The sequence below is a fragment of the Hymenobacter sp. GOD-10R genome, assembly GCF_035609205.1.
GTDB lineage: Bacteria > Bacteroidota > Bacteroidia > Cytophagales > Hymenobacteraceae > Hymenobacter.
Genome location: NZ_CP141184.1, coordinates 5620770 through 5636327 on the forward strand (window position 1 = coordinate 5620770; position 15558 = coordinate 5636327).

At 48.9% G+C, this 15558-nt stretch carries 6 protein-coding genes; all 6 read right to left on the reverse strand.

The window, feature by feature from the left end:
• Positions 1–35 precede the first annotated feature (35 nt).
• Positions 36–4070, reverse strand: coding sequence for an amino acid adenylation domain-containing protein (locus SD425_RS22420; RefSeq protein ID WP_324672446.1), 4035 nt, complete (start codon positions 4068–4070; stop codon positions 36–38).
• 3 nt (positions 4071–4073) lie between these two features.
• The gene (locus tag SD425_RS22425; RefSeq protein ID WP_324672448.1) at positions 4074–10811 is read right to left on the reverse strand and encodes a polyketide synthase; all 6738 of its coding nucleotides are present in this window, start codon (positions 10809–10811) and stop codon (positions 4074–4076) included.
• Positions 10812–11461: 650 nt separating this feature from the next.
• Positions 11462–11947 (reverse strand): PRC-barrel domain-containing protein, encoded by a 486-nt coding sequence (locus tag SD425_RS22430; protein ID WP_324672450.1) that lies wholly within the window; start codon positions 11945–11947, stop codon positions 11462–11464.
• Between the two features lie 46 nt (positions 11948–11993).
• A complete protein-coding gene (locus SD425_RS22435) occupies positions 11994–12641 on the reverse strand; it encodes a hypothetical protein (RefSeq protein ID WP_324672452.1) in 648 nt (215 codons plus the stop codon).
• Positions 12642–12784: 143 nt separating this feature from the next.
• Positions 12785–13966 (reverse strand): cysteine desulfurase family protein, encoded by a 1182-nt coding sequence (locus tag SD425_RS22440; protein WP_324672455.1) that lies wholly within the window; start codon positions 13964–13966, stop codon positions 12785–12787.
• Positions 13967–14139: 173 nt separating this feature from the next.
• Entirely contained in the window at positions 14140–15534 is a 1395-nt protein-coding gene (gene glmM / locus SD425_RS22445; protein WP_324672457.1) for a phosphoglucosamine mutase, read from the reverse strand.
• Positions 15535–15558 lie beyond the last annotated feature (24 nt).

Sequence of the window (15558 nt, forward strand, 5' to 3'; positions counted from 1 at the left end):
GGAGCCTTTTTGTTACGCTATGTGCTAAGGTGCACCTAGCTTTTGTTCAGAATGATCTGCAAAGTCTCTGCTATCTTCTGGTCATTTGGCGCATCGAAGATGCACCCATGCTCGCCTTGCACCTGGTGGATGTTGACTCCTTTCAGCGCCAGATTCTTCCACCCGAGGAACTCGGTATCGTGCATGTAGTAGGTCGGCGTATCTACCCTAAACAAGTCGATAGCCAGTGGTTGCGGCGTTAGCTCGTAGGCTTGCTCAGCAAGGTTGTTTTTTACCGCAAGCTGATACGGATGCCCATTAAGTATTTCGTACTGCCGCTCCTTACCATGCTTCAGCGTTAGGTAAGGCCGCAAGAACATCCGCTTGACTGTATCAGCCTTATAGAACAACGTGCGACCTGGGCGCTTCGCTAACAGCACGAACGTATAAGCCGTTTTCTGCAAGAGATATTTTACCTTAGCTCTGCGCTTGGCCTTACCAGGTTTAGCGCTATACGCCTGATACGCATAGGTATCAAACATAATGAGTGACTTAACTACCTTTCCAGCCTTTACCAACTGGCTAGCCATTTCGTAGGCAATAACACCCCCAAAAGAGTAACCAGCCAACGCATACGGCCCATCAGGATTCGTAGCAGAAATAGCGGCTATGTAGTGCGCTGCTATTTCCTCAATGGTACCTAGGGGCTCGTCGATGCCGTTGAGGCCCTTGGCCTGCAATCCGTACACCGGCTGATCAGGATCCATGTTCTTGGCTAGGGTATTGAATAGCAAAACGTTCATGCCTGCACCGTGTACAATGTAGAGTGGCGTTTTGCTGCCACAGGGCTGTATTGGCACCAGTGAATCCCACAACGAATCCCACGTGATGACTTCATCATTTGCCTGTACTACCGAAGCGAGCTTCTGTACGGTAGAGTATTCGAACAGCGTAGAAAGAGGTAGCCGCTTACCGGTTTCCTGCTCTAAGCGTGCCATCACCTGCACCGCTATCAAGGAATGGCCACCTAGCTCAAAGAAGTTGTCATAGATGCTTACTTGCTCAAGTTTGAGACAGTCGCACCAAATGCTGGCGACTAGCTTCTCGGACTCAGTACGCGGCGCTACATAGTGATCATGTAGCTGCTTGGCCGCTTCTTTGGGCTGCTCCAGCAGTGCTTTCCGGTCCACTTTCCCATTGAGCGTCATCGGTAGCGCAGACAGCACGACCACCTCGCTGGGCACCATATAAGCTGGTAGCAACCTCGCCAGTGCTTTCTTCCACTCCGCAATTCTCTGCTGAGCCGCTGCCAACGATAGCGCTGCGGCGGGCACCACAAAAGCAACTAGCCGTTCGTCGCGGGCTAGTACTACGGCCTCCTTTAAGTCGTCGAACGATACGAGTACTTGCTCTATCTCACCAGGCTCAATGCGGTACCCCCGCACTTTCACCTGCTGATCTACCCGCCCTAGGCACTGCACCTCTCCCGATGGCAGCAGCTTCCCTAGGTCACCAGTGCGGTACATGGTGGCGCCATTCTCCTCGGCGAATGGGTTTGTCACAAACTTTTCGGCAGTCAGCTCAGGCCGGTTCAGATAACCTTGGCCTACACCATCACCCGCAATAATTATCTCCCCTACGACACCTGGCTCCACGAGCCTAAGCTGATCGTCTAAGATGTAAAACTGCGTATTGGCAATTGGTTTCCCTACCGTAATATTCTCCTCAACATCGGCAACATGCTTAACGGAAGACCAAATCGTTGTCTCGGTTGGGCCGTACATGTTCCAAACAGAGTCACATTTAGCAACCAAGCGTGCAGCTAGCTCAGCGGGTAGTGCTTCGCCGCCACAAAGCGCTTTTAAAGGCAGCTTTTTCGTCCAGCCGGCTTCCAGTAGCATGCGCCACGTAGCGGGCGTCGCCTGCAGAATGGTTACGCGTTCTTGCTCAATTAGCTCCCGCAGTAGCTTGCCATCTTTGGTCGTCATGGCGTCGGCCAAAACAATAGCTGCGCCGCTAATCAGTGGTAGAAACAATTCCAGCCCGGCAATGTCAAAGGAAATAGTCGTTACGGCTAACAGCTTGTCGGCGGCTGTGATGCCTGGCTCCTGCTGCATGCTACACAAGAAGTTGACGACGTTACGATGGGTAATTTGTACCCCTTTAGGCTTACCGGTCGAGCCAGAGGTGTATAGCACGTAGAGCAAGCTGCTACTCTCCTGCTCCCGCCTAGGAGCGGTTGTAGAATAGCCACGCGATGCTTGGAAAGCATCCTCCGCGCACAGTTTGGTAGCGCTGGTAGAAAATGCGGCACCTAGCTTTTCCGACGCAAACAGGAATCTCGCGCCCGAATCAGCCAACATAAAGGAGATGCGCTCCTCCGGATAAATTGGGTCGAGCGGTACGTAAGCTGCGCCACACTTCATGATGGCGAGCAGCGCAATTACCAAGTCTGGGGAACGCTCTAGCAGCAATCCTACTACATCACCAGGGCGCACTTGGCTAGCTGCTAAGTAATTAGCTAGCTGATTAGCACTGGTTTCTAGCTCTTGATAAGAGAGAACAAAGTTTCCAAACTTGATAGCCGTTGCATGAGGCGTGCGTTTTGCTTGCTCGCTAAGTAGCTGGTGTAGCGTTTTGCTTACTGGATAGGGCTGAGTGGTGCTATTTAGCTCGGCGTATGCCTCCGCCGGGTTCGTTGCGCTACCTAGTTGAATAGCCGTCACCTTAATAGATGGGTTTTCGACGACCTGCTCCAATAGCTGCTCAAATTCAGCCATCATCTGCTTGATGGTAGCAGGCTTGAACAAGGCGCTATTGTAAGAACACTCCAGCACCACTGACTTTTCTGAGCCGCTAGCGTTCAGAAACAGCTCAAAGCTCTCGTACTCGCGCGGATTGCTGATCAGCTCATACTCCAGTTCGTGGAACTCAACGCCATCGGCAAGGCCCATATCTACGTTGAATACGACGGGTACGAGCGGGATGCGCGAAGCGTCCCGCGGAATGCTCAGCTTTTTCAGTAAGCTCCCGAACGTCAGCTGCTGATGCTCGTAGGCGTCGAATAGGAAAGCCTTTCGCTGTTTGAGGAAGTCAACAAAGCTGACCTCAGGTGTCAGTGTACTGCGCAAGGGCAAGAGGTTGACGCAGTGCCCTACTAGCCAGTGGTTGCCAGTCGCCGATTGTCCGGCCGTAGGCAACCCAACTACAATTTCGTTTTGTCCGGTTAGGCGATGCAGTAGCACATCGAAACCAGCCATCAGCGTGGTGACGAAGCTACACCCTGCCTTTAACCCCATCTTCTTGATAGCAGGTACTAAACCTGGCTTCAGCGGATAATCAAGGCGATTACTCTTGAATGTACGTAATGACGGCCGCGGAAAGTCCGTGGGCAGGGTTACGACCGGCGCATTGTTCTTGTACTGATCAAGCCAGAACTTCTCAACTGCCCGATAGTCTTCACTTTTTGCGTAGGAGAGCTGTTCACTGGCAAACTGACTGAAGTTGATTGCTTTCGTCAGATCTGGATAGACATCCTGTACCTGGGCTGAGTACAGCTTACCTAGGTCTTGCATCATGATACCCAACGACCAGCCGTCACACACGACGTGGTGCGCGGTAAGCGTAAGATGGTGCTCCTGATCAGACAGCTTAATTAAGCTGGACCTAAAAAGTGGCCCATACAGTAAGTTAAACGGCAACAGCGCGTTTTGCTGCGTGTATTTAGCTATAAACTGTTCTTGCTCCTCCTCCGACTTGTTGGTTATATCCTGATAGGCAAAGTCAGCGGCCAAGTCTTTAAAAACGCAGATCTCACGACCATTAGCTCCGAAAGCCGAATGCAAAGCTTCGTGGCGTTTCACTAGAGCTTGCAGCGCTTTTTCCATAGCAGCTTTGTCGAATCGACCGCGCAGCCGCAGCGAGACCGATTCGTTAAAGGCCCGGTTAGCATCGTCACCACCAAATAGGCAAGCAATCCATATTTCCTGCTGAGCTTCCGTAGAAGGCGCCACGCACACGATTTCTGGCCCAACAAATGGGTCGAATTCGACCTCTGTCAGGTCTAGGTTTTCAAGTTCCTTTACCAACATGACCTAGTACGATTTGATTTGGAAGTATTTACCAGGCTGTTCTGGGTCGGAGATAAACCAGGCAGGATTCCCGTCTTTGTCACGTCCTAGCTTCGCTCCGGGTACCGGCGGCTGACTAGTACCAGAGGCTAGCCCGTTGACCGTTGCAGCCGTTAGCGCAGGTATTCCGTTCCCCTTGAAGAATCCCACGGCAACCAACTGATTCACACAATCGAGAAATAGGTCAATAACTGTATCTATTTCTTTCTCGGTGTGCGCTTCTGTCATGAAGCATGGGAACCCATCCCATACGTGAATGCCTCTTTCGCGCATCAGCGTGAACAGCAGCTCACTGTAAGGAATCTCTTCCTTAAACTTGATCTTCCAAAGTGACCCGAACTGGGCGACGAAAAACGGCAATCCTTGACGCTCAAACTCTCGGTTTAGGGTTTCCGTCAATCGCTCAGCTTTACCGGTTAAGCTGCGCTGCAAGGCAGCTCCTCTTTCCTTCATATAATGCAAGGATGCCTTAGCGGCGGCCAGGGCCAACGGGTGCCGAACAAAGGTGCCCGCGAAATAGGTTACGCCTGCTTCTGGCACCGAAGCATCACCATATTGCCAAAAGCCGCCGTCTAGCGCATCCATAAATTCTTTCTTGCCAGCAATTGCGCCAATAGGCAGCCCGCCGCCAATTACTTTGCCGTAGGTTGCTAGGTCAGCTTTGATACCGAATAGCGCCTGTGCTCCGCCTGGATGCATCCGGAAACCGGTAATTACCTCGTCGAAAATCAGGGCTGTTCCAGAGGCAGCGGTAACTGCTCGAAGCTTTTTCAGGAAGTCTATCGGTCGGAATTCGGGGCGGCGGCTCTGCACGGGTTCTACCAACACAGCTGCCAACTCCGAAGCTCGTTCGCTGATAATGCGCAAGCTCTCTTCCGTACCGTAATCCAAGATCAGCATGTTCTGTACGGCTTCCGGCATAATACCTGGCGCCGCTGGAAACGATTTCAGCTTCTTGGTTCCGCGGATTAGAACCTCATCATTGATGCCATGGTAGGAGCCCGAAAAAGCAACAATCAACGAGCGACCCGTCACAGTGCGCGCAATGCGCATCGCACCTAGCACAGCTTCCGAACCCGTGTTGCACAAAGCGGCACGCTCTAAGCCCGTGAAAGCACAAATGAGTTGACTTACTTCACCAGCTAGCTCATGCTGTGGACCAACTTCAAAGCCTTTCTCAATCTGATCGGCTAGCGCATCTTTAATAATATCAGGCTGATAGCCCAGCAGATTGGATCCAAAACCACTCAGTACATCGATATACTCGTTGCCATCTACATCCCACAAGCGACTACCCCGCGACCGGTTTACCACGATTGGGTAAACAATCTCCTTGGTGAGCGGCTTAAAGCCTGAAACTACCCGCGGGTCAGCCATGTAAGAGCGGTGCTGCTGAGCGTAGGTTTTGCTACCGGCCGTCTTTTGGTTGTAGCGGAACGTGAGCTGCTGCAAAAAGTGCTGTTGTGCAGGACTCAGCTCCGTCGTTTGCCGTTCGATACGGGCAGCAGCCCCGAAAGGCTTCTTGATTTCAACAGCTTCTTCAGGAGTCAGATCTGCTGATGCCGCAGTTGGTTTTACTGAAAAGCTAGGTACCGTGACAACTGGCTCCGTAGGTGCACTGGGCATCGGAACTGCGGTAGGGCTACTCACTGGCAGCACTTGTCCGCCTCCTTGCAGCATATTCATCTGTTTGGCCAGGATGTGCAACTGTTGAGCAATCAGGCCAAGTGGCGAGTCGTTACCGGCTGGGAGGCTAGCCCCAATAGGAAGCATCATAACCGGTGCTGCCTGTAGTGTGATTGGCGCTGGCGCAGCTTGTACAGCAGCAGATTGTGCCAAAGCAGCAACCGGCGCGATAGACGGAGCAGGTGGTATCACAGCAGGCGCCGGCTGATAGGCGTCAGCAGGTAATTTGCTGTCCAAATAGGAAGTTAGCAGATCGAGGGTTGCATACTCTTCATTGAGCTGGCGGAACGTAATTGGTAGCTCGAACTCTCTCTTCAACATCAGTACGACCTGCGTTAGCAGGAGCGAATCGAGCCCGATTTCCAGAAAACTCATCTCTGGCGTTACGCCGTCCATATCGATACCAGAAGCATCTTCCAGTATAGTTTTTACCCTCGTTAATAGTATACTTTTTCGCATTGTAGTTGGCAGGTGTGTTTCCGTAATAGATGCAAATTCTTGGACAGGCAGTTCGGCGGTATTAATAGTTGTGGTAGGCTTTTGCAGCGAGTCGATCCAACAGCGTTTGCGGTCGAAAGCGTATGTAGGTAGTAGGATTCTTTTTCTTGTTTGGTCAGCGTAGAAAGCATGCCAATCTGGCTCTACTCCATTCAGCCACAGCTGCCCTAGCGTCTTCAGAATGGTTTGGTACTCTGCCTGCGCGCCTTTTGGAGCTGCCAGGCTAGCTAGCACAACCACTGGCCTAGTGCCAGCTTGCTGGCGTGCAAGCGTGGCTGTCACGTTACCTGGCCCCACTTCTAGTAGCAATGGCGATTCTTGCGCCAACACTGTTTCTAGTGCATCGGCAAACCGCACCGTTGCGCGCAAGTGCGTAGCCCAATAATCGGGGCTAGTTGCTTGCGCTTCGGTGAGCCATGTGCCACTCACAGTTGAAATCATGGGCTTTTGCGGCTGATGCAATGTAACTTTTGCCACTACTTGCCTGAAATCATCAACGATTGGGTCCATCATAGCCGAATGGAACGCATGGCTAGTGGCCAACACCCGGTTCGGAATAGATTGGCTATCGAGCATTCTAGCGAACGTAGCAACATCCTCATCTTGGCCGGCTACCACGCACAGCTTCGTGCTGTTGATAGCGGCCACAGACAGATTTTTAGGCAAAAGCTCCTCGACTTTTTCCACCTCCATCCGTACCGAGAGCATACTTCCGCGCGGAAGCTCACTCACCATCTTACCACGGGTAGCAATAAGGAGTAAGGCATCAGCTAGGGTGAAAATGCCCGCTAAATGGGCAGCAACGAATTCACCGATACTATGCCCACAGAAGATAGATGGTGTAATTCCCCAGCTCATCCACAGCTTAGCTACCGCGTATTCGGTCACGAACAAAGCAGGCTGCGTATAGCGTGTATTTTTCAGACGATCTTCTGATTCCGGGCTATTGGCTTCTGGGAAGATGATTTGTCGTATGTCCGTATCAATATGTGCTTGCAGCAACTCCGCGCACTCATCAACTGCTTGCCGATAAACTGTTTCGTTCTCGTACAGGGTACGCCCCATATTGAGGTACTGTGAGCCTTGGCCAGGGAACAAGAAGACTACTTCATCGGGCCTAGCTTTAAGACTGCTAATCTCTGAGGAAGGCACATTCGTGTTTAGCAGCGCTTCGGATAACTCATCCTGGTTAGCGGCCATCACAAACCGACGATAATTGAATGCCGGCCGGGTAGTATGCAGCGTGAAAGCTAGGTCAGCCAGATCTGCTGATGGCGTTTGCCGAACATGTTCAGCCAACCGTTGCCCGTATGCATCGCGACTAACATCCGATTTTGCTGACCATGTTACAAGCTGAAGTGGCCGGCCCGACGTTGTAGGTACGCTTTCCGCCTCCCCTTCTTCTAGCACCACGTGCACATTCGTGCCCCCTACACCAAACGAACTTACGCCTGCCCGGCGCACGCTCTGCGACTGCCAGGGCGAGAGTTTCGTGTTTACGAAAAAAGGACTATTATTGAAATCGATGGCAGGGTTTGGCTTTTCAAACCCGAGGGATGGTGGCAGTTGCTTATGATGCAACGCCAACACTGTCTTGATAAACCCGGTCACTCCTGCCGCCGCCGTCAGGTGCCCCATGTTGCTTTTGATAGAACCAATGGCGCAGAACTGAGTTGAAGACTGCTCGCCAAAAGCCATTGAAAGCCCTTCTATCTCGATGGGGTCGCCGAGGGGAGTTGCCGTGCCATGTGCTTCTACATAACTAATTGAGGCGGCTTCGATTTGCGCATTAGCAATAGCCATAGCAATTGCTGATGCTTGACCTTCAGCACTTGGGGCTGTAAAGCTTCCTTTGTTGCTGCCATCATTATTCACGCCTACCCCTTTGATGACGGCATAGATTGTATCACCGTCACGCTTAGCTGCTTCCAGGCTCTTCAATAACACAACTCCTGCTCCATCACTAAAGACAGTTCCCTGTGCATCGGCATCAAACGAGCGGCAATGACCGTCTGGGCTCAGCATCGCCCCTTCCTCATACAAGTGCCCGCTCCGAACGGGCGACGTGATACTGGACCCACCAGCCAAGGCCACTTCGCAATGCCCAGCACGAATACTCTGTACAGCCTGTGCAATAGCTAACAAAGAGGTGGAACAGGCCGAATAAACACTAACAGCGGGTCCCTTCAGATTCAGCGTATATGCCGTTCGAGAAGCAAGGTAGTCTTTCTCGTTAACGGTCATTATTTGGAAACTCCCAACCCGATTAATTACCTCCTCATTACCAGCCAAATTGTGCCAGTAGTAAGTATTATTACCGCAACCGGCAAATACACCTATTCGTCCATCGTAATGCGCTGGCAAATGGCCTGACTGCTCCAATGCTTCCCAAGCAATTTCGAGGAACACACGCTGTTGCGGGTCCATTGCTTCTGCCAGCTTTGAATTTAACCCAAAGAAGAAAGCATCAAATTGGTCTGCGGAATCAATTATTCCACGCGCCTTTACATAAAGCGGATCTTTGGTAAGCAGACTAGGTAATGTTGAGTCTAACTCAGCTTCTGTAAAAAAGCTTGTGGTTTCTTTTCCTTGCTTTAATACTTCCCATAATTCATCAATAGAAGCTGCACCAGGGAAGCGCCCGGACATTCCAATTACCGCAACATCACTAGTATTTTCTACTCGAACTGCATTTTCTGTAGCAGCTTTGCTTTTTACAGATGCGTGCTGTGATAAATAATCTACAATTGTAGCAACAGTCGGGTGCTGATATAATTTAGTAACTGGTAGAACATAGTTGTACTGCTTTTTCAAAGCAGCAACAGTTCTCTGCGCCAATAATGAACTTCCACCTAGCTCAAAAAAATTATCATCAAGTCCAACCTTGTCTATTCCGAGCAGGTCGCACAACGTGCTTACTATATTTTTCTCAATAGCTGTGGTAGGCTTCCGATATAACGTGGTTAGCGATGGCCGTTTTCCTTCGGGCTTAGGCAATAATTTCTTATCAACCTTGCCGCTACTTGTTTTCGGAAAATCATCCATCCACACGAATGCAGATGGTACCATATATTCTGGCAGCCTAGCTTCTAATAACTTACGAACAGCTGATGTATCCTGCTGCATGGCAGAGGCTACCACATAAGCCACCAACTGCTTCTGACCACTTGCAGTCTCTTGTGCTACTACAACCGCTTGCCGAATGCCATTTATCTCATTGAGAGCAACTTCGACTTCAGCAAGCTCAATCCGATAGCCTCTGATTTTCACCTGATCATCTCTGCGACCTAGAAATTCGATAGTACCATCGGGCAAGAAGCGACCTAGGTCGCCGGTCCGATAGATGCGTATTGATTCGCCTCGATCGTTGCGCCAATAGCAGAATTTTTCTTTTGTCAGCTCCGGTTGATTCAGATATCCCTCAGCCAAGCAAATACCGCTAATACAAACTTCTCCAACTTCCCCATCAGGTAACAGAGCTAGCTTATCATCGACCATAAACAGGACGGTGTTCGCAATAGCACTACCAATTGTTGGTAAAGGCGGCCATGCCGATGCATCACCGTCAAGTATTAGTTGCGTAACGACATGACACTCTGTTGGCCCATATTGGTTATACAAGACGCAGCCTGGGAGCTTTGAAAAAAACTCAACTAGCTGAGGCGTTATTTTTAATTGCTCACCAGCCGTCATCACTTCTTTTAAGGAAAGTGGAAAACGCTGAGCGTTCACAGCAGCCTCTGCCAAGTACTGCAGCGCCACGAATGGCAAGAATACTCTATTGATTGATTTCAATTCTACAAAGCGTAGTAATCTATCTAAATCAATCCGAGTTTCTTCATCAATCAATAATAGTGTTCCACCAGTAGTTAACGTTGCAAATATTTCTTGAAAAGAAACATCAAAGCTTATAGGTGCAAATTGTAATGTTCGTGCATCTATCGCAGCTGTAGAATTTTCATTCTGCCACTCTATTAGATTAACGAGTGGTTTGTGGCCCATGCAAACGCCTTTAGGCACTCCTGTAGAGCCAGACGTATAAAGTACATAAGCTACTTCGCTTCTGTTTGCTACAGCTTGCGCAGGGAAACCATGCTGTTTATCTGATGTTATTACTTTTAAACCTGCTAACTCAAGTAACTCGCTATCTTTCGTTGTAGCAACGCACGCTGTAATTTTAGAATTAGCTATTATCTGAGTAATCCGTTGTTGAGGGTATCTATGATCAAGCGGCAGGTATGCCTTACCTGCTTTTAATATTGCTAGTATCCCTACAATCATTTCTATCTCACGCGAATTACTAATTCCAATTATTTCGTCATGATAATGATTATATAAGATGGCATTACTTAACTTATTAGCGGCTTCATCTAGCTCTGCATATGTTATCTTTTCTTCATTGCATATAACTGCAATCTTATCTTGGTATTTGGCAGCACTTTCTTCAAATAATTGTTGAACAAACAAACCTTCCCCTCGTTCATATATGCTTGTATTGGTAGTAGCAGACTCATTCATCTTTTCAAGCTTGACTGTTAGCAGGTTTTCATGTAATAATGCGTTCTAAGCAGAGGCCTCAACTGAGAAAACGGTTGAGAAAAGGACTGAGCTACATATACGCATCTATCAATGTATATAAATTTCCTAATAATATGAGATAAGTTCAACTATTATGCCATTGGGCATTGCTGTGGCATGATGTAAAAAAGGCTTACCCTCTTATTCCCTACGTGCTTAACACAAAAGTTATACAGCTAGCAGGCTAGGGAGTCACTCTCTTAAAACTGGTCCCTTATACTGGTTAAGAGCTATTTCAGCAAGCTGAACTATGCTTCCTCCCTTCATCACTATCTCTGCACTATGCCCTACTACCTCGAATAAGGTCAACAATACCTTGACACTTCTATTGTATTTATTAAAGTAAATATTTGTAATATACAATTGCCTATTCCGCAAAAAAGGGCATAATAGCCTAATAGACTTATGAAATAGCGCTAAGAGTACTACATACAGCTAGGAGCCAACCTGTACTAGGCAGGTTGTGATACTACTTTAGCATTATATGGACTACACCTGACAGCTGCTAGTCATATTTCCTTGGTGATTAATTAGTAAATATGTCCTGTTACGGCTGCGTACTTAATTATGAGATTAGCAAATGAATATTTTTACTCAGCAGACCGGCCCCGTCGATAAAATTGCTGCTCATCATAAGAAGTATGGTTATAGAACTCAGCATCCGCATGAGATGGTAGAGGTAGATTGAGCGATTTTAGCATTGCTTGCTCGTACTCACGCGTGATTTGTATTTCAACAAAGGGAGGATAATTCAATACCGACTCGCTTGTGAGTGAAGGCACAAATACATTATCGCTCTCTTCATCTAGTGCTGCTACACCAATAGGCAATAAGATATGCCGGTCGCGTTCGTTGATATTTAGCGACGAATCTAGCTCAACATCGAGATACCGCACTTTTAGTGCTTCTTGTTCTACAATCAGTTCGTACACTTCGCCGAACTTTTTACCATCACTTCCGCGCACACTCCATCCACGCACATCCGGATTGTTGCTCGCTACTTCAAAATCGGGCAGGTCACGCAAACGACGTAGGTGCATTCCTTGACCAGATGGAACATTCGCATTCGCTTCCATACTTATTTTGTCTTATACTATTGATTATGCATGCTCTCATACTTCCTTAAGAAGCGGGCTGACTTAATGCTTTCACTATTTCGACTGCCTTGACAAAATAGCCTTGCAATGCCTGCTTATCATCTGTTTCGGCACGGCCTGTTAGTTGGAGCGCCTGCTCGTTAAGCTCTGCTACCGAACGCTCCAGTTGTGGGTAGGCTTTTTGCTGCATGGCTTGCATGAGCGCAGCAGCAGCTACACAACCAGGTCGTAAGCTCATAGTAGTTTCTTCGAGACGGCTAGTGGCACTCGTTAGGTTGTCTCGCTTCTCGCTCACGGCCCTATCCTGCAAATCCTCGCGGTCGGTCAGGTCTATCAGTAGTCCGCTGAGCATTCGCAAACCCCGACGACCATAATCCGGATCATTGACTTGAGTAGTAGCAAAAGAAGCTAGGGCTTCGGCAGTAGTGGTTGGCTCTTCGGTGGCCATCGCAGCGACATTTTCGTCAGCAGGTGGAGTGATGTTGGTAGATGCTACCGTATCTAGAGTCGATGCAGCACTGCTTGTGGCTGACGGTGTGACGGGTGTTTCTCTACTGTCTGTGTTTGGGCGAAACAAGAAATAACCTATTGCCCCTAGCACCAATATTAGTAGCAGTACCAGCAACCATGGGCTAGGGGAAGCCTTTTTGCGTTGAATATTTATCTCAGCCATAAGGTTAGAGCAGAAGGTTTGCTAACGCAGTACGAACGCCATTAAAAATGGGTACTGTTTATCATTCGACACAAAAGCAAAAGGCCTCTTTCTTCAGAAGAGGCCTTTTGCTTTTGTGAGGATATATCTTGAACAAGCGTGAGCTAGGCAGTCACTTTGCGGTAGAGCTTAGCTAGTTGCGCAACGGCGAAATCTACCTCTTCTACTGTATTATACTTACTCATTGAGAAGCGAATAGCGCCTCGCGTGGGGTCGGCACCTAGGGCCGTTAGTACATGCGAGCCCGCGTTGGCCCCGCTAGTGCAGGCAGAGCCGCCTGACACTGAAACCTTATTTATATCGAGATTGAAGAGCAGCATCTCGCTTATATCAGAAGGAGGCAAGCTTACATTCAACACTGTGTATAAGCTCTCACTGACTTCCGCCGAAGTGCCGTTGAACTGCACATCATCAATTTCAGCCGTAAGCTTTGCTATAAAGCGGTCCTTCAGCTGTTGAATATGTTGTTGATGGTCGCTCATACCGGCGTAAGCAATTTCCAAGGCTTTGGCCAGCCCTACAATACCCGCTACATTCTCGGTCCCCGCGCGCACATTGCGCTCCTGTGAGCCACCATGAATCAGTGGGTCGACCTGCATTCCAGCACGCTGATACACGAAACCTACACCTTTGGGCCCATGCAACTTGTGCGCTGAACCAACTAGAAAATGTGCCTTTAGCTGTTGCAAATCATGCGGATAATGCCCCATTGTCTGCACTGTATCTGTATGAAAAATGGCATCATACCGCTGACATATCTCTCCAATTGTTTGAATATCGTTGAGGTTGCCAATTTCATTATTGGCATGCATCAAACTCACAAAAGAGCGGGAATGCGTCGCCAACAGTTCTGCTAGATGACCTAGGTCAAGTTGTCCCCGCTCATCGTGACGCACGTAGCTTAGCTCAACAGCATCCGCTTTGGCCAACGCTTCAAGCGTGTGCAATACGGCATGATGCTCCAGCGGAGAGGTAATGGCATGTTGCAGTCCTAAGGCACGAATGCTACCAACAGCAGCATAATTATCTCCTTCTGTGCCGCCTGAGGTGAAAAATACCTCAGCAGGCGCAGCGTTGATCAAGTGTGCAATGGTTTTGCGTGCGTTTTCAATGGCTGCGCGCAGCTTACGACCATGACTATGAACGCTACTTGGATTGCCGACATGCTCTAGCATGAATGGCAGCATGGCTTCTAGCACTTGCGGATCAAGCGGAGTGGAGGCCGCGTTATCGAAATACACCGTTTTTGAAGCGATGGGTATGGCAGAACCTGCAGGAACACTCATAAGCGGACAAGGATTGAAGACAACTTATTGTTGGTCAAACACAATAAGTTTGTGCAAAAATAAAGGATTCAGGCCATGTACCTGAATCCTTTCTTATTAAGCACCCAAAACACTACTCAGTTCCGCTTGGCTTTATTACACCTAGCCACTTTATAGGTAGCTAGAAGAGATGTTTACGCTTTCACCGAAATAATTTCTTTGATGTCGGCAATGATCTTGTTCGCTAGGTGGTCTGCCGTGGCATTAGAATCCGATTCGGCGTAGATACGGATAATAGGCTCCGTGTTCGACCGCCGCAGATGTACCCACTCCTTATCAAACTCGATTTTGACGCCGTCAATTGTATTGATAGGTTGTTTGGCATAACGCTGTTGCATCTGTACCAGAACTTGGTCAGTGTTGATTTCTGGCGTCAACTCGATCTTGTTCTTGGAAATGTAATAACTCGGGTACGTGGATCGCAGACGGGTCATCGTCAAACCTGATTTAGCTAGGTGGGTCAGGAACAAGGCAATACCTACTAAAGCGTCGCGGCCGTAGTGCAGTTCAGGAAAGATGATCCCTCCGTTTCCTTCGCCGCCAATAACCGCCTCTGTTTCCTTCATCTTGTTCACCACGTTTACCTCCCCAACGGCAGCAGCGGCGTATTGTCCCCCATGTTTTTCGGTCACGTCACGTAGCGCACGAGTGCTGCTAAGGTTACTTACGGTATTGCCGCCCCCAACTTGCTTAAGCACATAATCAGCAACGGCTACTAGGGTATACTCTTCCCCAAACATAGACCCATCCTCGCTCACCAACGCCAAACGATCTACGTCCGGGTCTACTACAATACCTAGGTCATAGCTGCCTTTGTCCAACACCCGTGCAATGTCACGCAGGTTTTCAGGCAAAGGCTCCGGGTTATGTGCAAAGTCACCAGTTGGTTCGCAGTAAAGCTTTTCCACACGCTCCACACCCAATGCTTCTAACAATAGGGGCACTGCTATTCCACCACTTGAATTAACACAATCAATTACTACCCGGAAGTTCTTTGCTCGAATAGCGTCTACATCTACTAGCGGCAATGAAAGAATTGCTTGTACATGCTTCTCTAGAAAAGTGTCGTCAGTGCTGTACTTACCTAGTTTCGTCACGGGAGCAAAGGAGAATGCTTCCGTATCGCCAAGAGCTAACACCTGTTTTCCTTCGACATCAGAAATAAACTCACCTTGGCTGTTCAACAGCTTCAGAGCATTCCATTGCTTAGGATTATGGGAGGCAGTAAGAATGATTCCGCCACCTGCTTGCTTAGCTGGTACCGCTAGCTCGACCGTGGGAGTCGTGCTCAATCCTAGGTCAACAACATTAATACCCAGCCCTTGTAACGTAGCAGCAACCAACTTGCTTACCATCTCGCCCGAAAGACGAGCATCGCGACCAATAATGATGGTATTGTTTTGCGTAGTCGAGAGTACCCACGTTCCAAACGCAGCTGCGTACTTAACCACGTCAATGGGCGTTAGACCTTCACCGGCTACGCCCCCAATAGTACCTCGAATACCAGATATAGATTTGATTAGTGCCACAAGGAAGGTTGTTTTTGAAAGCGC

What these genes read in the sequence shown, in the direction of transcription:
- SD425_RS22440 (WP_324672455.1), bottom strand. Translation starts at nt 13,966, where the DNA reads ATGAGTGTTCCTGCAGGTTCTGCCATACCCATCGCTTCAAAAACGGTG.
- SD425_RS22430 (WP_324672450.1), bottom strand. Translation starts at nt 11,947, where the DNA reads ATGGAAGCGAATGCGAATGTTCCATCTGGTCAAGGAATGCACCTACGT.
- SD425_RS22420 (WP_324672446.1), bottom strand. Translation starts at nt 4,070, where the DNA reads ATGTTGGTAAAGGAACTTGAAAACCTAGACCTGACAGAGGTCGAATTC.
- SD425_RS22425 (WP_324672448.1), bottom strand. Translation starts at nt 10,811, where the DNA reads ATGAATGAGTCTGCTACTACCAATACAAGCATATATGAACGAGGGGAA.
- SD425_RS22435 (WP_324672452.1), bottom strand. Translation starts at nt 12,641, where the DNA reads ATGGCTGAGATAAATATTCAACGCAAAAAGGCTTCCCCTAGCCCATGG.